The 20,738-nt window shown below is 38.9% G+C and carries 18 protein-coding genes; 15 read left to right on the plus strand and 3 right to left on the minus strand.

Translation table 11 applies throughout. The features are described 5' to 3' along the window. Positions 1-15: 15 nt before the first annotated feature. The 3 genes from M4974_RS02490 to M4974_RS02500 all read left to right on the plus strand — a co-directional run bounded on the left by M4974_RS02490 (position 16) and on the right by M4974_RS02500 (position 2,713). Positions 16-456, plus strand: a complete 441-nt coding sequence (locus M4974_RS02490; RefSeq protein WP_248705935.1) for a LytTR family DNA-binding domain-containing protein — start codon at positions 16-18, stop codon at positions 454-456. Continuing rightward, a complete protein-coding gene (locus tag M4974_RS02495) occupies positions 453-896 on the plus strand; it encodes a DUF3021 domain-containing protein (protein WP_248705936.1) in 444 nt (147 codons plus the stop codon). Before M4974_RS02490 ends, M4974_RS02495 begins: the two co-directional genes overlap by 4 nt. Positions 897-1,702: 806 nt before the next feature. Next, complete coding sequence (locus M4974_RS02500) at positions 1,703-2,713, plus strand: NAD(P)-dependent oxidoreductase (protein WP_248705937.1); 1,011 nt, start codon at positions 1,703-1,705, stop codon at positions 2,711-2,713. A gap of 44 nt (positions 2,714-2,757) precedes the next feature. Here M4974_RS02500 and M4974_RS02505 read toward each other — a convergent pair whose 3' ends face one another. Then, a complete protein-coding gene (locus tag M4974_RS02505; protein ID WP_248705938.1) occupies positions 2,758-3,528 on the minus strand; it encodes a MerR family transcriptional regulator in 771 nt (256 codons plus the stop codon). Positions 3,529-3,612: 84 nt separating this feature from the next. On the opposite strand from M4974_RS02505, the gene M4974_RS02510 reads away from it, so the two are divergent. The 4 genes from M4974_RS02510 to M4974_RS02525 all read left to right on the plus strand — a co-directional run bounded on the left by M4974_RS02510 (position 3,613) and on the right by M4974_RS02525 (position 7,550). Further along, entirely contained in the window at positions 3,613-4,788 is a 1,176-nt protein-coding gene (locus M4974_RS02510) for an ATP-binding protein (protein ID WP_248705939.1), read from the plus strand. A gap of 27 nt (positions 4,789-4,815) precedes the next feature. After that, positions 4,816-5,394, plus strand: a complete 579-nt coding sequence (locus M4974_RS02515) for a TetR/AcrR family transcriptional regulator (protein ID WP_248705940.1) — start codon at positions 4,816-4,818, stop codon at positions 5,392-5,394. 95 nt (positions 5,395-5,489) lie between these two features. After that, a complete protein-coding gene (locus M4974_RS02520) occupies positions 5,490-6,524 on the plus strand; it encodes an ABC transporter permease (RefSeq protein ID WP_248705941.1) in 1,035 nt (344 codons plus the stop codon). A 132-nt stretch (positions 6,525-6,656) separates the two neighbouring features. Further along, entirely contained in the window at positions 6,657-7,550 is an 894-nt protein-coding gene (locus M4974_RS02525) for a DMT family transporter (protein ID WP_256465512.1), read from the plus strand. A gap of 35 nt (positions 7,551-7,585) precedes the next feature. On the opposite strand, the gene M4974_RS02530 is transcribed toward M4974_RS02525, so the two are convergent. Further along, entirely contained in the window at positions 7,586-9,028 is a 1,443-nt protein-coding gene (locus tag M4974_RS02530) for a glutamate--cysteine ligase (protein WP_248705943.1), read from the minus strand. A gap of 240 nt (positions 9,029-9,268) precedes the next feature. Between M4974_RS02530 and M4974_RS02535 the strand changes: the two genes are divergently transcribed. The 3 genes from M4974_RS02535 to M4974_RS02545 all read left to right on the plus strand — a co-directional run bounded on the left by M4974_RS02535 (position 9,269) and on the right by M4974_RS02545 (position 11,784). Next, positions 9,269-10,561, plus strand: a complete 1,293-nt coding sequence (locus tag M4974_RS02535) for a NupC/NupG family nucleoside CNT transporter (protein ID WP_248705944.1) — start codon at positions 9,269-9,271, stop codon at positions 10,559-10,561. 146 nt (positions 10,562-10,707) lie between these two features. Further along, positions 10,708-11,223, plus strand: a complete 516-nt coding sequence (locus M4974_RS02540) for a hypothetical protein (protein WP_248705945.1) — start codon at positions 10,708-10,710, stop codon at positions 11,221-11,223. A 33-nt stretch (positions 11,224-11,256) separates the two neighbouring features. Further along, positions 11,257-11,784 carry a hypothetical protein gene (locus M4974_RS02545; RefSeq protein WP_248705946.1) on the plus strand — a complete coding sequence of 176 codons (528 nt, stop codon included), beginning with the start codon at positions 11,257-11,259 and terminating at the stop codon, positions 11,782-11,784. Positions 11,785-11,823: 39 nt separating this feature from the next. Here M4974_RS02545 and M4974_RS02550 read toward each other — a convergent pair whose 3' ends face one another. Next, a complete protein-coding gene (locus tag M4974_RS02550; protein WP_248705947.1) occupies positions 11,824-12,486 on the minus strand; it encodes a hypothetical protein in 663 nt (220 codons plus the stop codon). A gap of 247 nt (positions 12,487-12,733) precedes the next feature. On the opposite strand from M4974_RS02550, the gene M4974_RS02555 reads away from it, so the two are divergent. The 5 genes from M4974_RS02555 to M4974_RS02575 all read left to right on the plus strand — a co-directional run bounded on the left by M4974_RS02555 (position 12,734) and on the right by M4974_RS02575 (position 20,700). Continuing rightward, positions 12,734-13,561: an NEAT domain-containing protein gene (locus M4974_RS02555; RefSeq protein WP_248715735.1), complete on the plus strand. Its 828-nt coding sequence runs from the start codon at positions 12,734-12,736 to the stop codon at positions 13,559-13,561. 251 nt (positions 13,562-13,812) lie between these two features. Continuing rightward, complete coding sequence (locus M4974_RS02560; protein ID WP_248705949.1) at positions 13,813-16,491, plus strand: valine--tRNA ligase; 2,679 nt, start codon at positions 13,813-13,815, stop codon at positions 16,489-16,491. An 88-nt stretch (positions 16,492-16,579) separates the two neighbouring features. Continuing rightward, positions 16,580-17,551, plus strand: a complete 972-nt coding sequence (locus M4974_RS02565; protein WP_248705950.1) for a beta-ketoacyl-ACP synthase III — start codon at positions 16,580-16,582, stop codon at positions 17,549-17,551. Between the two features lie 167 nt (positions 17,552-17,718). Then, entirely contained in the window at positions 17,719-18,513 is a 795-nt protein-coding gene (locus M4974_RS02570) for a CAP domain-containing protein (protein ID WP_248705951.1), read from the plus strand. Between the two features lie 204 nt (positions 18,514-18,717). After that, a complete protein-coding gene (locus tag M4974_RS02575; protein ID WP_248705952.1) occupies positions 18,718-20,700 on the plus strand; it encodes an ABC transporter ATP-binding protein/permease in 1,983 nt (660 codons plus the stop codon). The last annotated feature ends 38 nt before the right edge of the window (positions 20,701-20,738 follow it).

Genomic DNA, 20,738 nt, shown 5'->3' on the forward strand with positions numbered 1-20,738 from the left:
GAAAGGAGTAGTGAGATGGAGGTACATTTAGAAATTGACGCTGGGCAGAAGCCGATGATTATCTATCGGGCCAGCGAGGATGGTCAAGCAACCCAGGAGCTGTTTGAGGATTTAAAAGACTTGGTCGATCGTCAAAAAATACGGATTGAACAGGATGGCTCTTATCATTATTTACCTGTTCAAAAAATTAAACGAATTTACACTGAAAATAAGTTGGTCTACTGCGAAACTGCAACTGAGCGTTATCGTTTAAAGGAACGTTTATACCAATTGCGCGCAATTTTACCAGAACATCGCTTTTTACAGATTTCCAATAGTGAAATTATTAATCGCTTTTATTTAAAGCAATTTGATTTGTCAAAAACTGGGATGTATCAGGTTATTTTTACGGATGGGCAGGTAACTTATGCCTCGCGGCGTTATATGCAAGCCATTAAAAGGAGTTTTAAATTATGAAGTATGTACGAATAATTCGCTTTGGCATTATTACCGGAACCTTTATCGGCTTTATGTCTGCTTTGTTTTTTTCTTGGTTATATGGAGCCAACAATTTGTATCCATCTAGTCCACAATTTGTGGAGCAATTCTCCAACAATTTAATTGCGATAACTGTATCAGCGGTCATTTGGGCCTTGATGGGGGTAGTATTTAGCACTGCGCAAATGATTTTCGAAGTAGAAAGTTGGAGTATTACCAAACAAACAGTTTGGCACTTTATAACAACCTATACTGGTTACACTATCTTGGCTATTCTAGCTGGTTGGTTCCCATTGAATTTTTGGTATTTACTGCAATATACATTGATTTTTGTGGTGGTTTATATCATTATTTGGTTGATTTCAATGTATGTGGCTCGGCGAAATGTGGCGAAGTTGAATCAGGAATTGTTAAAGTAGACAGTGACAGCGAGAAATCGCTGTTTTTTGTTTAAGGAGGGATATTTGTTACAATGTAGGAAACTATTCTGATAAAACACTTTCTGGGGAGAAAATACTTTTAGAAGTAGGTCAGATTAATAAGGACAGGTTCCTTATTGTATGAATAGAAAAATAAAGGAGATAACGCCTATGGATTTTATATTGGGAGGGCTTGCTATACTACTATTTTTCTTTGGTATTGCGTTTTGTTATAGTGCCTTTTATTTTATGGTATATGTGGTGTGGTGGTTTATGATGCTACCATTTAAGTTGATGATAGGTATTTTTAATTTCTTTATTGGTCGGTGGTTCTGGTAAGCGAAATTATGATAGATAGAAAACGATTAGATTTCACGTTGAAATCTAATCGTTTTTATTATGTGATATTTTGTTAATGATAGAGTTGGTTAGTAGAACGATTACAGTTAAAGCTATCATGTTTACAATTATGGCCGTTAAGTTATCTAGTTTTTGTAATACAAAAATAGATAGCAAGAACTCTGAAATACCAGCCACTGCCCCAAGAATTAGTGAGTACTTTAATTTATTTGACATAATTTTCTCTTTTCGAAGTGGAAGTGATGATGGCACTAATCAAGTGCTGTGTTTATGTTTACTTATATCTTCCTTTCTCTAATTATATACCTAGATAATGTATTATCTTAATTTTTCATTAGCATTTTCTAACACTTCCGCCACTCTAAAAGTTTTAAAATAAAGACGATATAAACATCCAGTAAAAGGCACATTGGTCAGGAATCCAATCAGAAAGTGGTCCGTATTTCATGTCGGTTAAAATAATTATTTTTGGTGTTCGAGACAGTGAAATTGAGCTTTTTCAGCAACTAAAACCTAAAAATTTCAAATTAAAATTAATCTCTGACAATTTAACCCATGAAAATATCGTTTTGACGGCTGGTTATGATGGCGTGTTATTACGGGCCAATAATTTAGCCGATGCTCACAACTTAAATCAGATGAAAGCCTACGGTATCCGTTATATCTTCACGCGGACGGTTGGCTATAATCACATTGATTTAAACCAGGCGCAACAGAATGGACAGATTGTGGCCTATGTACCATCTTATTCGCCCTATGCAGTGGCTGACTTGGCTTTTAGTTTAGGTATCATGCAATCACGCTTGCTTCCGTATACTATTCGTAATACTTCTCAAGGCGATTTTCGTATTAATGGAAACTATTTGACGATTGAATTTCAAAATATGACAGTTGGCATTATCGGTACTGGTAAAATTGGTCGGGCTGAGGCTCGTCTCTGGCAGGGCGTTGGTGCACAGGTATTTGCATATGACCGTCATCCTAAACAAGAATTAGCAAATGTGGTTTCATACGTAACGCAAAAAGAGTTGCTAAAGAGTTCAGATATTGTTTCTTTGCATATACCCTATATCAAGGGAGGAAATGAAAATTTTTTTGGAAAAGGACAGCTCATCCAAATGAAAGCTAGTGCGGTTTTGGTTAATACGTCTCGAGCTGAAATTACGGATGAAGAGGCAATTTTAGATGCTGTTGAAGATCATCAAATTAAAGCCTTTGCCACTGATGTGATTAAAAACGAAGCAGCTTATTTTGGTAAGAAAATCGGTCTGGCTGACGGAACAGTGGGGCGGATGCAATCATTATATCCACGGGTCATCGTTACCCCTCATTTGGGTTCGTTTACCAATGAGGCACTTAATGACATGATTACCACCTCATTTTTGAATTTTGAACATGCCTTAGCGGGTGACTTTGATGATAATTTTTTAGTGAAACCAATCACCATCGATGAATAACAAGAATAAAAGCGTTCCTAATATTAAACTAGGGACGCTTTTTATTATGCATAATTTCTAATAATAGCAATTAGTAAATTAGCTAAAGGAGCTTTGGTACGACTATCATAGTAGGCTTGAAAGCTCTCATCAGCTTCGTACAAATCGGCCATAGCTAAATGATACTGACTGGAGTAGTTCGGATTCATCATTTTTAACCACTGTTGATGAGCTTGAAAGATATCTTGAGCGAGGGGATGAGTTAGTGCTAGATCTTTTTCGTTCATCAAATCGAGATTTTGGATAATACTAGTTTCTAATTTTTGTAAGGACTGGTAGTCAGTCTGAGTGAGTGATGCCATTTTCGTTTGAACTGCCTCGTATTCTTGATTACCGTATAACGCTCGTGCCTGTGTCCCATAGTGTTCGTCATTTTGTAGCATTAGACTGTTTTTTAAAGTTTCAAATTGTTCCTGGTCGGTCATCGTTATTTCTCCTTTATAGTATTTAAGTGATTGGTCAATGCTGTGCAGTAAATGTTGTTTTTCTTCAATAACTTGATTTAAAAGCCTGCGTTGAATTTCTAGGGCTCGTACCACGTTATAAGTCGGATCTTGTAAGATACTTTTAATTTTTTGAAGATTAAAATCTAAGCTTTTAAAGTATAAAATTTGTTGGAGAGTGTTAAGTTGGGGCTTGGCATAGCGTCGATACCCATTTTGATCAATTTTCTCTGGCTTTAACAAATTGATTTTGTCGTAGTATCGTAGTGTTCGAGTAGTAACACCAGTCAATTGAGCCAATTGAGAAATTGAATAATTATTATTTTGATTCATAACACGCCTCCAACATGCTTTAATATAGAGTATGACCTAAGGTCAATGTCAAACTTTTAAATTTGTGGAAAAGTAGCTAAAATAATGAACTTACCATCTAATAACGTAAAAATTTATCTAGGAAAATCAGCTGATGGGCAGCCAGTTAGCGCGTCTTACGCCGATTTACTGGCACAACATCTGTTAGTCGTTGGCCAAACCGGTAGTGGAAAATCAACCTCTTTAAAGCAAATTATTAGTCAATTACAGGAGCATGATTTAACCAATATTATTTTTGATCCAACTGGTGAGTATAGTCAGGATTTACCAAATTGCATAACCTATACCATCGGGCAAGATGCCTTTGTGGATTTGGCCAATCAGGACGCTAGACGATTATTAGCGCTGTGGGATTTAGACTGGCCGGATTTTTTGGTTGAAAAATTACAATCAGCCATTGTGTCATTACGCATTCAAAATATGAATTATCCTAATCAAGCTAAAACTCTGACTAAACTTAATCTTAAAATCAGTCAATATCAGACTTGGCAAAGAAAATTAGCTCTATTTGGCCATGATTATCCCTTACACTTACTAGCGGAACAATTAATTCAAGAATTTGTGGTGCCGCTCGCTAATGAACAAGCCGATTATAGTTATCTGGGGCAAGAACTTGACCATCGAGCTATTCGGCACTACTGGCCCCAGATTTTGGCTTTACAGGAGTTGTTAGGGAATCCTCTGTGTAGCCGTATTTTTCATTTACGGCAACCGAATGGTCAGATAATTCAGTATGATTTATCTTTCATTTTGAGCAAATTTGAAAATACTCTCAATCAAAAACGTTCCCTGGTGCTTAACTTGTCAAATTTACAAAGTTATCCTCATATTCAGCAAAACGTTATTTCCTTATTGATGGATCAAATTTTATATCAGCGAATTAACAGTAGCTGCCGACGTCCGGTGGCGATTGTGATTGATGAGGCCCACCGTTATTTGCCCGTTAATCAACCTTTGGCACAGAGTGGTATTTTCGACCTTCTACGAGAAGGTCGAAAATTCGGTCTGAGTTTATTAATGAGCACCCAATCGAGTTTGGATATACCAGCCCAGTTGCGCGGTGAATTTCATACCTGGCTGGTTCATAATTTGCAGACTAAAGAGGAAGTCGAACATTTACCAAGTTCAACTAATTTGGGTCAATTAAAGGTTGGCCAGGCGGTTTTATTCCGACAAAATAAGCAATCTCAGATCATTAACATTCAGCAATTCAATCGGTAAGGGTGAAAGGTGGATATTTAATTATAAATGACAAATGTAAAAGACCTCCGTTACCGAAAAAATCACGAACTAATTAAAGCCAGTTTTATTGAGCTGCTTAAAGTTAAAGGCTATGCCAAAACCACTGTCAGCCAAATTATTGCCACTGCCCATATTAATCGTTCAACTTTCTACGTCCATTTTCTAGATAAAGAGGATTTGATGGCTGAAATTCAGACTGAACTGCTAGATGATATTTTAGTTTCCTTACCGGCTTTAAATTTAGATAATCTGATGAGCAATCAAAGAGTGGAAGAACGAATTGGCCAGATGAGTCAAAATGTCTACAATAATCGGACCATGTTGCACTTATTGATGAGTAGTAAGGGAGATCCGACCTTTAATCAACGTTTAATTCAACGGGCACAAACCGAGCTGTTTACTAGTGATATTGTGACTGATATTGACATTCCACAGCCTTATTTGGCTGCTAGTATGGCCAGCTTGGTAGTTAATTTAATGCTGACTTGGGTACAACGTGACTTTCAAGAAAGCCCAGCTGAATTTTCTGAAATTGTTAAAAAAGTCGGGCCAAACTTCATTAAATCTATTATTAATAGGGTATAGGTGGATTTATCCAACATCTGTAGGTGATTGGTGGTTGTACCGTTTTGAGGAATTATTAGAATTAATTCTAGTAATAAAGAAAACGGAGAACAAAGATGAAATCAAGTTGGAAATTCATTTTAGGTTTAACAATTGCTTTGACCGCTGTGTTGAGCATTATGATGACGGCCTTTTCGGTGCCAGCTGTTAATTCTGGTGTTCATCAGGTACCCATTGGTTTAATTACCCCTGATGACCCCACCTATCAAAAAGTATCGGAACCGTTAAAAGCTAAGGGCTTTAAAGTTGAACAATATAAAAGCGAAAATACAGTAAAAAAGCAAGTTGATGAGCGTAAAATTTACGGGGCCATTGCCCTTTCAGATACCGGTGATGTAACAGTATATCAAGCAACGGCGGCTTCAAGTGCTGTGGCTCAGGCTTTGAATCAAATTGGTACTGGTATTGTTGAACAACAAAAGGTAGTAGGAACCAAGCAATTGGCAGCGACAGCTCAGCAAGCAACTGATCCAGTTATGCTAAAAACCATTAATGCCCGTATGACTGCGCTACAGGCTAAGCAAGTGAAAATTGTAGAACTAAAATCATTCCCAAAGGCAGACCCTAAGGGAACTGGTTTAGCTGCAGGAGCCCTGCCAATTGCCTTGGGCGGTTGGATCGGTTCAGTTGCCATTGTTAAGGCTGTTAAAGGAAAGTGGCAGAAATTTGCGGCCATTCTATGTTTTGCCATGATTGGTGGCCTTGGCTTGATAGCAGTTATTCAATTTGGGATTGGTACCTTTGATGGAAATTATTGGCTAACATCATTGGGCGCCATGTTGGGTATTGCAGCAACCGGTTTCTTTGTTCTAGGTTTACTAGAAGTGATAGGGAATTGGGGGCTAGCCATTGCGGCCATTACGCTAATCTTGCTAGGTAATCCACTGTCTGGTTTGACTTCGGCACCAGAAATGTTGCCAAGTGGTTGGGGTGCCTTTGGCCAGCTTTTGCCACCCGGAGCCACTGGAACTTTGCTTCGCAACCTCGCTTTATTTGATGGTCATGCGGCTCTCATGCCCATAGCAGTGTTAAGCAGTTATGTTCTGGTTGGTATGTTGCTCTTCAAATTGGGGAATAAATCAGAAATTTAAAGCATTATTTTCATAAAAAGAGAGTGTTTCCTTTTCATAGGAGCACTCTTTTTGTTATGATTAATCTCGGTAAAAGCTTACATTAAAATTGTATGAGATATTAATGAGGAAAAGAGGGCGGTTGTTATCTGTATTAAAGGATTTATCTATGGGGTGTTAAGTGCCACGCTATTTGGTGTGAGCGGTGTCTTAGCCAGTTTTTTATTTCAATCAACGACCATTAATCCGGAGTGGTTAGTCGGTACGCGAATGTTTTGGTCAGGCTTCATTTTACTCATAATTTTATTTATGAAAAATGGTTGGCAGATTTTTGAAATGTTTACCAATATTCGCGCCGTCGTTTCGGCTCTTCTATTTGGTATTTTGGGCGTTTTACTGGCCCAATCAAGTTTTTTCTTGTCGGTTTATTATGGGGATGCTGCTACGGCCACTGTTTTACAGTCATTAGGGCCGACTATTATTATCATTATTTTGAGCGTGATTAGTCGGACTCTGCCCTCACGAATTGATGTGATTGTGCTTATCCTTGCCCTGTTAGGCGTTGTTTTGCTGGCAACGAATGGACAATTTTCGACCCTAGCGATTGGCAACCAGGCTCTCTTTTGGGGGATTTTGTCGGCTTTTGGTTTAGCAGGCTATACACTTTTACCACGGCCTTTATTAAAAAATTACTCCCCCCTTTTAGTTGCCGCTTGGGGCCTATTTATTGGTGGTGTGGTTGTTAACTTTTTTCAGCCAATTTGGCATAGTCCCCAGCAGTTAGTACAACTAGACTGGATTTTTATTTTAATCATCATTATTGGTGGTACGTTACTTCCTTATGCCTTTTATGTAATGAGTTTATGTCATTTAAAGGCTAATTATGCCAGTTTGTTAGGAACGATTGAGCCCTTGGTAGCGACTGTTTTGTCAGTTATCTTCTTAAATACTAAGTTAGCCTTGGTTCAAGTGATCGGTATCATTTTAATTCTGTCCACTATTGTTTTGATGAGTATTCCTCGTCGTTATTTGGGTAAAAAAGAGTAATGAATAAAAAGCTGCCTCGTTTATGCGGGGCAGCTTTATTGATTGAGTAGTGTTTTTAAATCTAACGGTTCGTTAATTAACCAGCTTTTACCTTGATAGTTTAATTTTAGTTGGTCAGGGGTTTGCGCTTTAGTTTTGAAACCTAAGGTTAGTGCTTGAATATAAGTTGATACTAGATTTTCATTCACCGACTTGAACTGATTTAAGGATATTTGATGCTGGCTACGCCAGTTTTGTCCTTCTTCTAGGGCGAAGGTTGATAGAGAATTATCCTCAATATAGTTAACCAGTTGTCCAGCAACAGTCTTTGTAGGTGTTGCAAGAGCTGATTTTGCATACGTAATGGCTTGTTCAAACTCCTTTTGTAATGAAGCCGGTGCCTGTTGCACAATAGCTTGTAGACGGATTAATAAAGCGCTAGCCTGCTGTTGAAGTTCATTATTCAATGTTTGGTTGGGATGGGCTAGCGCTACCTCATTGTTGGACTCATCAGCAGCTATTAACTCGCTAGCTGTCCATGTTTGATCTTGGTTTAGTGCGTCAATAATCAAGAGATGAAGTAAGCTAAGCGCTTCTTGCGAAATACCGTCAAGACTAAAAGGATCAATATCAAACATCCGAAATTCAAGATAATCGGGACCGCTTTGCTTTAAATCAGCGATAGTACCAGCGTTTTTAAAACGGACTGGACCATAAAATTCACTGCGATCATAAAGTAAATTAGTGTTTAAAGCATGCGCTAATTGTTGTAAGTGTTCTGCCAAGCTAGCATAGCCAATTTGGATATTAGGTTGATTCTTAAAACCATACTGACTAGCCCGCCAAGAGCGAACGGGTTGTAAAGACTGTTTTTGAGATGGAATTGTATCATCAGGATTTTCACTGACTGGGCTGGCACCAAATAAATAGGTTAAAAACCAACGGTAAGCCACAATATGTTGAGCAATTTTAAAATATAATTGATTTTTCGCCTGTCCTGAATCAGCAATCTGGTTGGTCGCTTGATATTGATTAACTAAATCATCACTAATTGAAAAATTGATATGCACCCCAGTCATGATATGTTGGTAATAACCGTAACGCTTAATTAAAAAATCTCGATAGGCTTGATACCAAGTTCGCTCGAAGTGGTTTGCTAAAAAATTAAGATCATCGGATGCCAAATGCGGTGGCATTGACAGGGGCCAAATAATTTCATCATCGGAAAGGTGACTGGTTAAAATCGTTTGTAATTCATGCAACTGTTGCAATGCCGCTTGACTGGTTTTATGTGGCGCCGTTACTAATTCTTCTTGGCTTTCGGAAAAATCAGTTTGAAAGTAGGGGTGAAAGGAGCGATCACCAAAGGCAGTTGGGTGAGCTAGCTGAGAAAGGCTGCTTCGACTAATCTGTACCCGATGTTCTTCAATTTCCAATCCAAAGAGACCCTGGAAAAGTGGGTTGATAGCACCTGTTTTATGTAGTAGTGACTGAACCATAGATTATCCTCCCGCAGTAAATCTGATTATTTTTAAGGTGTTCATTATAAAAGTTTAAACCTATGTTCGCACTTCTTTTAAAAATTATGATAATAATAGGTTAAATTATTAGTAAAGTCAAAGATTTGGATTAAAAAGATAAAGGGCTTTTATAATGGCAAATACCGGTTAAAAACAGCGTTATTATGGTACAATGTTAGTGTTTTAGCGAATATTATCGGAAAAGAAGGGCGGAATGTTATGTATCTCATCATTAACATCGTGGGGTTAATCATCTTTTTGGCAATTGCAGTACTTTTTTCAAAAGATCGTCGCAATATTAAATGGAAATCAGTGATTATTATGTCGCTGTTTAATCTAGTTTTGGCTTGGTTCTTGACTAGCTTTCCAATTGGTCGTGCTATGGTTGAAGCTGCAGCCAATGGCTTTACTGAGTTAGTTGCTGTGGCCTATAAGGGAATCGGATTTGCGGTAGCTGACTGGGTGAGCGTTAAGCAGATGAACTTTTTCACCAGTGCTTTGTTACCAATCTTGTTGATTGTGCCATTGTTTGATATTTTGACTTACTTCGGTATCTTGCCTTTCATCATCAAGTGGATTGGTGTAGTTTTGGCTAAGTTAAGTGGTCAGCCTAAGTTTGAGTCTTTTTTCTCTGTTGAAATGATGTTTCTTGGTAACACTGAAGCTTTGGCGGTTTCTTCATTACAGTTGAAGCGTATGAAGGCTGAGCGTAACTTAACCTTAGCAATGATGTCGATGAGCTGTGTGACTGCTTCATTGATTGGTGTTTATACAAGTATGATGCCCGGACAATTTATTTTGACAGCGGTGCCAATCAACGTCATTAACGCTTTGATTATTACTAACATCTTAAATCCTGTTGAAGTTACACCAGAAGAAGATGTGATTGCTACTATTGGTGGGGAAGCTTTGCCAGTTGAGGGTCAGGATGTTGCTTCTGGATCAGAGGCCTTGGCTCAAGAAGTTGCTGAAAATGATAAGGCACAAGATGTTGAACAACAAACTAAGCGGGAACCTTTCTTCTCCTTCTTAGGTGATTCAATTTTGAATGCAGGTAAGTTGATTTTGATTATTGCAGCTAACGTTATTGCCTTTGTGGCCTTGGCTGCTTTAGTTGATAAGATTTTGATGATGTTTAATCCATGGTTAACTTTGGAACACATTTTGGGAATCATCCTTTATCCATTTGCTTGGTTGATGGGGGTTGAGCCTAAGGATGTCTTCCCGTTAGCTCAGTACATGGGTACTAAGTTGGTAACTAATGAATTTGTGGTAATGGGAGAAGTTACCACTAAGATTTCTTCATTTGCCCCTCACTATCGTGCTGTTTTGACCGTCTTCTTGACTTCCTTTGCCAATCTTTCTACTATTGGCATGATTATCGGTTGTTTCAAGGGTTTGGTCGACCGTGAAAAGAATGATTTAATTGCTAAAAACGTGCCTTACTTGTTGCTGTCTGGTGTACTAGTTTCACTAGTATCAGCAGCAACTGTTGGACTCTTTGTTTGGTAAGATAACTTAAAAAAGGCTATCCATTCGATTGGATAGCCTTTTTATTTATGATTTATACTGGATAGCTAGCATGGTTAGATGATTCTTGCTAAAATAATGGACAGAGTTCCTTAAAAGCGAATGGTTTTGATGGGGAAGGAGATTATATGTCTAATAATGAAAATGAATCACTTGAAAGCCACAGCCAAGTTGTCTCTGATTCACAATCTTTTCAAAGTTCGGCTAACAATGCAACTGAATCAACTGGGGAGCAGGTTGGGTCTAGAGTGCAGCGTAATTACGGTAGCAGTGGTTCTTCCACCAGCCAAACCATCCAATCTGCTTGGGAGCAGGCTAAGGCTGAGGCCCAGCATTGGACCAAAGTGGGTCAGGAAAAATTGAACTTGGCCTCGCTACAAGCTAAAAATAATGCTCAGCGGGTTTATCAAGAAACAAAAGTACCCAATTTTCAGTGGACAAAGTGGTTGATATTGCCAATTACTATTTTGGGATTAATATTATTACAAATTTTTTTTGGTAAGTGGATTGCAGCTTTTTTTGCCTACTTCGGAGAACTACTACTAGTAATTGTTCAATATAGTCCTTGGCCAGTAGTTGTCTTGATTTTTGGATTTTATTTTCGAGACGAAATTCGAGCCATGATTAATCGTATTAATCATTAAATTAAAGTAATCATAATGAAGGAGTTTAATTGAATGCTTTCAAGAAGTAAGCGTCGAAAAATTATGGAGGAACAACTGCCTAAAAAGCATTTTTATCAGCGGGCCTGGTTTTGGATTGCTTTTGTTGTTTTATTCATTATTTTAGGATTTTATATGATTGGTCAAAGCTCCGGAACTTCTAATAAAAGTGACAGTAGTGACTCATCTAGTAAGTCATCCAAGTCTTCTCATAAAAGTAGTAAGTCCTCTTCTAGTAGTAGTAGCTTGGCAAGTGAAAAAGCTGCTGAAGCCAGTGAAAATTATTCGGTTGTTCATGATCGGGATACTGGTTCATCCAATAATTCCTCCAACGGGCAGACGGGTAGCAATGGTAGAGCTACTAATAATACGCCAGCTACTAATAACAATTATGGTTCTAGCAGTCAGGGGTCAAAGACTGAACCAGCTAGTCAACCAAGTACACCATCAGCTAGCCAAAGTGCTAGTGCAGCTAGCAGTGAATCGACTACTACACCGCAAGCTTCCTCAAGTTCCGAAAGCAGCACCAAAGCTGCTGATTAAAATAAAAAAGCAAGCCAACGCTTGCTTTTTTATTTTAATTTATTGAGCTAGCTCAATCATGACGTCGCGTTGATCATCACTGACATTACCAGCAAAATTAGGAGATGCTAGATGAGTAGCACCAGTGCCATCTTTTACCATGTAAAAAGTAGCGTGTGCCATATCAGGACCAGCGGTTGGACCAGCAATTTGTTTTACAACGCTAATTTGCTGAATGGCCTGGACGGTTTGAACTGAATTATCAGTGGCACTAAAGACTCGAACTGTTTTACCGCTGATGCTGCTGACTTGAGCACTAAAGGACATGGGATTAGTATTTTGACTAGCGTAGTTTGAACCATCAAAGCTGATACTTGGATTTGCACCATTTATATCGGTTAAAGTAACTGACTTGGGTAGGTTAAAACCATTGTAGTAATAAGTCATTTGACTGGCTTGGCCGGTAGATGATGTTGCTTTTGTATTATCTTTGGACTGGCTGGCCATACTACTACTTGAGCTGGCCTTACTTTTAGCAGTACTAGTACTATCAGCTTGGCTGGTTGTTGTTTGGCTATCACTATTTTTAGTATCATCCTTACTACTAGAACTTACTTTGCTAGTAGTGCCGTGATGAAAGACACCAGTTTGGGCGCTAACACCATAAGTTACACCACCGGATAAAACGGCTGCTAGCGCAACCACCATTATTTTCTTGTTCATGTCTATCTCCCTATTTGATTTGGTTCATATTTATCATCTTTATCTTATCACAGCTTTACCGATATGAATCGCTTTGGTTTTTAATAAAGGACCCTTGATTTGTAGGTTGCATTCCCAGTACTAAAAACTTAAAATAATCAATGTTAGGGCGTTTGTGCCTTTTTCACGTTAGCGAATAAAATAGGGTGATTTTTAAATTGGTTTAGTTTGAAAAATATTTAAGTAAATATCTTGAACTGGGGGAATTATGAGGTTAAATAAATTGTGGGGGGTTGGACTCCTTGCACTTTTCAGTAGTGTGTTTTGCTTGTTGTTTTCTAATTCTGCAGCAGCTGATGGAGAAGATTTTAGTGTTTCTTATCGGGTGCTCAAAAATGGTAGTACTGGCACTTCAATGGCGGATCAATACTTTGTAAAGCCTGGTCGTGCTACTTTGGTGGGTGATCACTATGAAGTGACCTTGGTTGTTAAAACTGAACATAGTTTGGGGCTATTTCCTGTTACGGTAACCGAGTTTAATGGGCAAACACCATCGGTTTCAAAGAGTACCCAAGACAACACGGATTTATATCAATTCACATTTACGGCGACATCTTTGAGCCAACGTTTAACTGGACATATGTCAGTTAATATCCCGGCCATCCGTTACGATCATGTATATGCCTTTGATATTGAATTTAATAGTAATGGTATTCCTGTCCCTGGTGGTGATCAAAAAGATAATAAGTCTGCTACGAGTCAAAACGACGCCAATAATTCAAATGCCAGTGCCAATGACAACAAGGGTGATAACAGTAATAGTAGTAATAATAGTGGTGTAATGACTGGTGAGCAAGCTAGTGTTGAAAGTAGTCAAGAATCTATGTCAATCCAAGAGAGTCGCTCTTCGGTTGTTTCTGAGGTAAATAAGCCTCAAGTAACGCCGAAGGCAGCTATTAAAAAAGATAAGAAGGATAAAGCTGCTAATAAACCCTTACCTTGGTGGCCCTTTGCTTTAATCGTCGGGGTAGCGGTGATAATTGGAATTATATCTGAATTCCGTTTCCGTTTTGGTAAAGGTCGGTCGGACGAATAAATTTAATGCTTGACGCAGTTTAGTTATTTGTATAAGATTGAAAGCATCTTAGAGGAATAGGCAAACGTCGCTATTATAGAGAGCTGGTGGTTGGTGTAAACCAGTTAGGACACTGCTGAAGGTTGCTAAGGGTTTTTATTAATTAAAAATATATTTAAGTGGTCATCTAGACGATGGCAATTTAGGTGGTACCACGTGTAAGCGTCCTAATCTTAGCTGATTAGGGCGCTTTTATTAGGAGGAGAATTTATATGCGTGAAGTTAATATGTCAACCAAATATGATCCCAATACAGTTGAAAATGGGCGCTACCAGCATTGGCTTAGTAAAAAACTGTTTGCTCCAGAAGCTAACCAGGCGATTCGGGGTAATGAACCTGAGCCTTATTCTGTGGTAATTCCACCACCTAATGTAACTGGAAAGTTACACCTAGGTCATGCTTGGGATACTACTTTACAAGATATGATTATTCGCCAAAAGCGAATGCAGGGTTTTGATACCTTGTGGCTACCCGGAATGGATCATGCCGGTATTGCTACGCAAGCTAAAGTGGAGCAACGTTTGCGGGGTGAAGGTATTAGCCGCTATGACTTAGGCCGCGAAAAATTCGTTGAACAGGTTTGGTCATGGAAAAATGAATATGCTAGCACCATTAAAAAACAATGGGGTAAGCTGGGCCTATCCTTAGATTATGACCGTGAGCGCTTTACCTTAGATGAAGGTTTGAATAAGGCTGTTAATAAGGTTTTCATTGATCTCTATAATAAGGGTTTGATTTATCGTGGTGAATATATCATTAACTGGGATCCACAAGCTCGGACGGCTCTATCGGATATTGAGGTTATTTATCAAGATGATCAGGGAGCTTTCTATCATGTTAAGTACCCCTTTATTGATGGTACGACTTTTGATGGAAAAGATTATATTGAAATTGCTACGACTCGTCCAGAAACCATGTTCGGAGATGTGGCGATTGCTGTTAATCCAACTGATGATCGTTACAAGGACTTGATTGGTAAGCAAGTTAAGGTTCCTTTGGTTGATCGCGTTGTGCCAATCATTGCTGACGAATATGTTGAAAAAGACTTTGGAACAGGGATGGTTAAAATTACACCAGCCCATGATCCAAATGACTTTCAGGTGGGAAATCGTCATAATTTGGAACGCATTAACACGATGACTGAAGATGCGCATTTAAATGAAAATGCCGGTAAATATGTTGGTATGGAGCGTTTTGAAGCTCGTAAAGCGATTGTCAAGGATTTAGAAGATGACGGCTACATGTTAAAGGTTGATCCTTTGACTCATTCGGTCGGTCATTCAGAGCGAACTGGGGTTCCAATTGAATCGCGCTTGTCAACGCAATGGTTTGTTAAAATGGAACCTTTGGCTAAACAGATTTTGGCTATGCAGCAAAATCCTGATGAAAAGGTTAACTTTGTGCCAGGTCGTTTTGAAGATACGTTTACGCGCTGGATGGAAAATATCCGTGATTGGGTTATTTCTCGTCAACTATGGTGGGGACATCAGATTCCAGCATGGTATAAAAATAAAGGAACTGCTCAAGAAGAGCTTTATGTCGGAGAAGAAGCTCCTGGAGCTGATTGGGAACGCGATCCTGATGTCCTAGATACTTGGTTCTCTTCTGCGCTTTGGCCATTTTCAACTATGGGTTGGCCTAATGATTTGGAGGGGGACTTCAAGAAGTATTATCCAACTAATACTTTAGTAACTGGTTATGATATTATCTTCTTCTGGGTTGCTCGGATGATGTTCCAAGGAAAAGAGTTTACCGGAGAACGGCCATTTAAAAATGTTTTGATTCATGGTTTGATTCGAGATGGTGAAGGCCGTAAGATGTCCAAGTCCCTTGGTAACGGGGTTGATCCAATGGACGTTATTGAAAAGTATGGGGCTGATGCTTTGCGCTGGTTCCTAGCTACTGGTTCTACTCCAGGACAAGATGTTCGGTTTACTTATAAAAAGATGGACGCGGCTTGGAACTTTATCAATAAAATTTGGAATGCTGCCCGATATGTCATTATGAATTTGGATGATGATACTGAGGCAAAGATGCCAGTTGCTGATCAACAAAGCCTAGCTGATAAATGGATTTTGTCTCGTTTGAATAGTGTAGTGATTAAGGTAACCGGTAATTTTGAAAAGTTTGAATTCGGTGAGGCTGGTCGAGAACTGTATAATTTCATCTGGTCTGATTTTGCGGATTGGTACATTGAAATGACTAAGGAAACTTTGAATGGTGAAGGTGATAAGACTGCCGTTCAACAAACTTTAGCCTATGTTTTGGACCAAACACTACGCTTGTTACAGCCAATTATGCCCTTTATGGCTGAAGCAATTTGGCAAGAAATGCCACAACAAGCTGGTCAGGACGCCGATTTGGCTATCGCGGCTTATCCAACCGCTCAGGCGCAGTTAGCTAATTCAGACGCTGAAGAAGCTTTCAAGTCTCTCCAGGATTTGATTGTTGCGGTTCGTAACATTCGTGCCGAAGCCAACGCACCAATGTCTAAGAAAATCGACGTCTTAATCAAAATTAATGATGTAAAATTGAAAGAAATTTTCAATGAAAATGCTGATTATATTAATCGTTTTGTTCATCCACAGTTATTAGTTATTGATGAAAATGTTGAAGTGCCGCACTTGGCTATGTCACAAGTTATCACTGGTGCTGAAGTATATGTGCCGCTTGCTGGCTTGATTGATATTAATGCTGAAATTGACCGCTTGGAAGGTGAAATTAATCGCTTTACTAAGGAAGTACAACGTGCTCAAGGTAAGTTAAGTAACGACAAATTTGTTAACTCTGCCCCCGCTAAGGTTGTAGATGGTGAACGTGAAAAATTGGCTGATTGGCAAAGTAAATTGGCTGCCACTCAACAGCGAGTAGCTACTTTGAAAGCCAACTAAATAAAAAGAAAGCCCGCAGGGGCTTTTTATGTTAGATTAATATTAGTTTTTATAATTGATGGATAAATTATAAATGTAAGGGAAGAACATGCCAGGAACTAGGATAATAGCCAGTGGACATTATGTCCCTGAAGATATAGTGACCAATCATGATTTGGCGCAATTAATTGATACTACTGATGAATGGATTCAAAGCCACACTGGTATTAAGGAGCGCCGTGTCTCCTTACAAGGTGAAAATACCAGTGATTTAGCGACCAAAGCAGCTCAAATTGCTTTGCAGCGTGCTAATCTTAGTCCGGAAAAACTTGCTTTTATTATCGTGACAACATTTACACCAGATGGTTTGGCTCCGTCAACGGCGGCCTTAGTTCAACGTAATTTGGGTGCCACTAATGCTTGGGGTTATGATTTATCAACGGCCTGTGCAGGCTTTGTATTTGGCTTAAGTACCGCCGATAAGTTTTTACAATCTGGTAGTGGTGAATATGGATTAGTAATTGCAGCTGAAGTAAATTCTAAGATGATGGATTTTAAAGATCGAGCTAGTACTGTTTTCTTCGGGGATGGTGCTGGTGCTGTAGTTTTGCAAGCTGATTCCAATGGCCAACAGGTGGTAAGGGAAGAATTACATACTGTTGGAAATGATCATGTAGTGCATTCTGGTAGGGTTATGCCACTCCAAAGTCTCTCGGCAGATAATTATCCTAAGATTGATGCCTTTGCCCAAGAAGGTCGATTGGTTTATCAAGAAGTTACCGGATTAATTCCGGAGCACATTAAGGCCTTTTTACAAAAAGATTATCTGCAACCAGACGATATTGATTACTACATTGTTCATCAGGCCAATTTACGTATTATTGAAAAAATTGCTGAAAATTTACAGCAACCAATTGAAAAATTTATTTGCAATGTGCAGCAGTATGGTAATAGTTCTTCAGCGGGAATTGCCATGGCCTTTGATCAGCTCAATCAACGGGAAAATCTCTCAGGTAAAAAAGTACTGCTAACTGGATTTGGTGCAGGCTTCACCTACGGCAGTCTTTTATTAAACTTATAACCCAATTTATTGTAATATTTAAGAAATGTTTGAAATATTATAGAAATATATTAGAAAAATATTTGTTATATATTACCGGTAGAATGTGAAATGTCCAGAGGTTAAGACTTTAACTTGTGGTACAAGATAATAAGTAGAAAACAAACAAAACGGAGTATATTATTCTCATGAAGAAACATATCAAGAATACAATTTTGGCTACCGCTGCCGGTGCCGCTACCTTTACTGCAGCTGGTGTTTCAGCATCAGCTGATGACGTTACTATTAAAGCTGGTGATACTTTGTCACAGTTAGCTGTGGACAACAACACTACTGCCGATGCTCTTGCTGACTTGAATGGTATTGCTAACAAGGATTTGATTTTTGCTGGTGATACTTTGAAGGTTGATGGTTCAGCTGCTAAGAAGTCAGCAACGCCAGCCGTTGCTGCTCCTGCAGCCTCAACTGCTCAAGCTGCAACTAGCCAAGCTGTAGAAGCTCAAAGTGCTACTACTACTTCTGAATCAACTGCCCCAGCTGCAGCACAGCAACCTGCTAGTGATGCAACTTCTGCAAATCAACAAACTGCTGCTGCAACACCAAGTACTGCTAGCGCTGATACTAGCTACTCAGCTGGTGCTGATGGTTCAATCCAAGCTATGGTTGATTCTATGAATGCTAAGCGTGCTGCTCTTGGTTTGGCTCCAGTTCGTTATGATGCTAGCTTGGCTGCAACTGCTCAAGCTCGTGCACAAGAAGCTGCTGCTAATAACGGCTTGCCAAGTGGACACTTCCAACAAGTTGCCGGACCTGAAGTTGTTGCTATCGGCTTCGACCCATCATCAGTTGTTGATGCATGGTACAACGAAACAAACATGATTACTAATGGTACTCCTAGCCACCGTTTGTGGGTGACTAATGCATCATTTAGCCGTGTTGGTTTTGCTGTAGTTGGTTCAACTATCGTTGGAATCGCTGGTTAATTATTAAAAAACTTTATTTAAAGCTACTGTTTATGCAGTAGCTTTTTTGTGATTTTAAAAACTTTCCTAAAAAGCATTCCTAATGTTGACAGGTTTCCTTAGTAGTTTATAATGGGTTGGTATGTAAAGAGGGCTTATTTTCATCACAATTTAGCCGATTTAATATGATAAAGCAGCTGTTGAAAGTGAGATTGTGACGGGCTAATGGCATTTTTAGAACTACATAAAATTACCAAATCCTATTACTTAGGAAAACAAGAATTTCCCGTTTTAAAGGGAATTGATTTATCTTTTGAAAAAGGTGAATTTGTTTCAATTTTAGGGGAATCTGGTGGCGGGAAATCCACATTAATGAATATAATTGGTGGTTTAGATCGCAATTTTCAGGGCGAAGTGGTGGTTGATGGGCATATTTTAGACCATCATCAAGCGGGGCAACTGGATAATTATCGGCGTCAAACAATTGGTTATATTTTTCAAAGCTTCAATTTAATTAACTATCAGACTAATTTGCAAAATGTCGAAACTTCTTTGAACATGACCACCTTGAGTGCTACGGAACGCCATGAACGAGCAGAGTTACTTCTTCGAAAAGTTGGTTTAGGAGAACATGTTTATAAGTATCCTTCTCAACTTTCGGGAGGTCAAAAGCAACGTGTCGCTATCGCTCGTGCCTTAGCAGGTGACCCAGATGTTATCATTGCTGATGAGCCGACCGGTGCTTTAGACTCTGTTAACACTGGTGAGGTGTTGGTCTTACTACGCCAAATTGCCGAAGAAGGTAAGTTGGTTATAATGGTGACCCATTCGAAGGAGGTTGCTGATCATAGTAGCCGAATCCTATATATGGAAAATGGTCATATTGCCCGTGATCGGAGCTTAAATGAGCATCATCGGATTCAAAATTCAATGTACCATTTAACATCCCGACCATTATCACCAACAACGATTTGGTCAATGGCCTATGAACATTTACGTTATAACTGGCTTCAAAGTTTGTTAATCATTTTGGGATCAGCGATTGGTGTTTTCTCGGTAATCTTATTTTTAGGATTAGGAAATGGGGTTCAAGGGTATATTAATCAACAGGTTGGTCAGTTAGCTAATCCTGATTATCCAACTGTTTACCGTAATTTATCCAAGGATAGTAAACTGAACGCGGTTGAACAAATTGACAATACGCAAAAAGTGATGGCGACTAATTATGCTAGCACTACCATCAGTTCTGATTACTTAGACAAATTAAGTAAGTCGCAACATGTGGAAAAGATTTATCCGGCCTATATGTTAGCTGCAGCTAATTTTAGCTATGGAGATGTGAAAGTAGGATTGAATTTCCGTTCTTGGGCACCAAACTTATCGACTGAATTGCTAAAAAAAGGTCGGGAACCACTGCATCGTGGCGAGATAGTTGTGTCTAAAAATTTTGCAAACAAGATTGGTTCCAATTGGACTAAGGCTATTGATAAAGAAATTCAAGTTGAATATGCGGCTGTTGATGCTGATAACAATCCAGTACCAGTCACGGCTAAATTAAAGGTGGTTGGTATTACTGATGGTAATCAAGCGGCTGAAGTTTTTGCCGTTTCCCATGATGAAATGAAAGCTGAATTGGCAGCAGCCGGGGCACTGACCGATCCAAACTTTGTGGCGGTTAAAATAGATAAAACTACCAACGTTAAAGCAGCTGTTCGAAAAATTAATTCAATCAAAATTAATGGTATGCAAGCTTTCGTTGCTGCTTCCATGGATGATGTCCTAGAAACGATTTACCGTATTACTAATCTAGCAACTTATGTTTTGGCTGCCATCTCTGGCATTTCACTATTGGTTTCGGCCATTATGATTATTGTGACCACTTATATGTCAGTTGCCGAACGAACGAAGGAAATTGGCGTTTTACGGGCTTTAGGTGCTCGTCAAGGTGACATTAAATATCTTTTTACTAATGAAGCCTTATTGATGGCGATTGTGGCCGCGATTATTGGCATTATTTTGGCCTTTATCGGTCAAGCAGTCATGAATAAACTTCTATATTCACTGATTACTTATAATATTGTTCATATTTCAGCTATTAATGTTTTAGAAGCAGTAGTAATTAGTATCATCATTACCTTAGCGGCAAGTTTTGTACCGTCGCGTAAAGCAGCTCGTTTAAATACAATCGAAGCGCTCGCAAATGATTAAGACTAAAAGATCTCTTTAGAGGTCTTTTTTGTTGTTAA

This window comes from Convivina praedatoris, assembly GCF_933208495.1.
In the GTDB taxonomy this organism is placed as follows: Bacteria; Bacillota; Bacilli; order Lactobacillales; family Lactobacillaceae; genus Convivina; species Convivina praedatoris.

What these genes read in the sequence shown, in the direction of transcription:
- M4974_RS02570 (WP_248705951.1), top strand. Translation starts at nt 17,719, where the DNA reads ATGAAGAAACATATCAAGAATACAATTTTGGCTACCGCTGCCGGTGCC.
- M4974_RS02550 (WP_248705947.1), bottom strand. Translation starts at nt 12,486, where the DNA reads ATGAACAAGAAAATAATGGTGGTTGCGCTAGCAGCCGTTTTATCCGGT.
- M4974_RS02500 (WP_248705937.1), top strand. Translation starts at nt 1,703, where the DNA reads ATGTCGGTTAAAATAATTATTTTTGGTGTTCGAGACAGTGAAATTGAG.
- M4974_RS02565 (WP_248705950.1), top strand. Translation starts at nt 16,580, where the DNA reads ATGCCAGGAACTAGGATAATAGCCAGTGGACATTATGTCCCTGAAGAT.
- M4974_RS02520 (WP_248705941.1), top strand. Translation starts at nt 5,490, where the DNA reads ATGAAATCAAGTTGGAAATTCATTTTAGGTTTAACAATTGCTTTGACC.
- M4974_RS02515 (WP_248705940.1), top strand. Translation starts at nt 4,816, where the DNA reads ATGACAAATGTAAAAGACCTCCGTTACCGAAAAAATCACGAACTAATT.
- M4974_RS02505 (WP_248705938.1), bottom strand. Translation starts at nt 3,528, where the DNA reads ATGAATCAAAATAATAATTATTCAATTTCTCAATTGGCTCAATTGACT.
- M4974_RS02535 (WP_248705944.1), top strand. Translation starts at nt 9,269, where the DNA reads ATGTATCTCATCATTAACATCGTGGGGTTAATCATCTTTTTGGCAATT.
- M4974_RS02540 (WP_248705945.1), top strand. Translation starts at nt 10,708, where the DNA reads ATGTCTAATAATGAAAATGAATCACTTGAAAGCCACAGCCAAGTTGTC.
- M4974_RS02495 (WP_248705936.1), top strand. Translation starts at nt 453, where the DNA reads ATGAAGTATGTACGAATAATTCGCTTTGGCATTATTACCGGAACCTTT.
- M4974_RS02545 (WP_248705946.1), top strand. Translation starts at nt 11,257, where the DNA reads ATGCTTTCAAGAAGTAAGCGTCGAAAAATTATGGAGGAACAACTGCCT.
- M4974_RS02555 (WP_248715735.1), top strand. Translation starts at nt 12,734, where the DNA reads ATGAGGTTAAATAAATTGTGGGGGGTTGGACTCCTTGCACTTTTCAGT.
- M4974_RS02530 (WP_248705943.1), bottom strand. Translation starts at nt 9,028, where the DNA reads ATGGTTCAGTCACTACTACATAAAACAGGTGCTATCAACCCACTTTTC.
- M4974_RS02575 (WP_248705952.1), top strand. Translation starts at nt 18,718, where the DNA reads ATGGCATTTTTAGAACTACATAAAATTACCAAATCCTATTACTTAGGA.
- M4974_RS02510 (WP_248705939.1), top strand. Translation starts at nt 3,613, where the DNA reads ATGAACTTACCATCTAATAACGTAAAAATTTATCTAGGAAAATCAGCT.
- M4974_RS02560 (WP_248705949.1), top strand. Translation starts at nt 13,813, where the DNA reads ATGCGTGAAGTTAATATGTCAACCAAATATGATCCCAATACAGTTGAA.
- M4974_RS02490 (WP_248705935.1), top strand. Translation starts at nt 16, where the DNA reads ATGGAGGTACATTTAGAAATTGACGCTGGGCAGAAGCCGATGATTATC.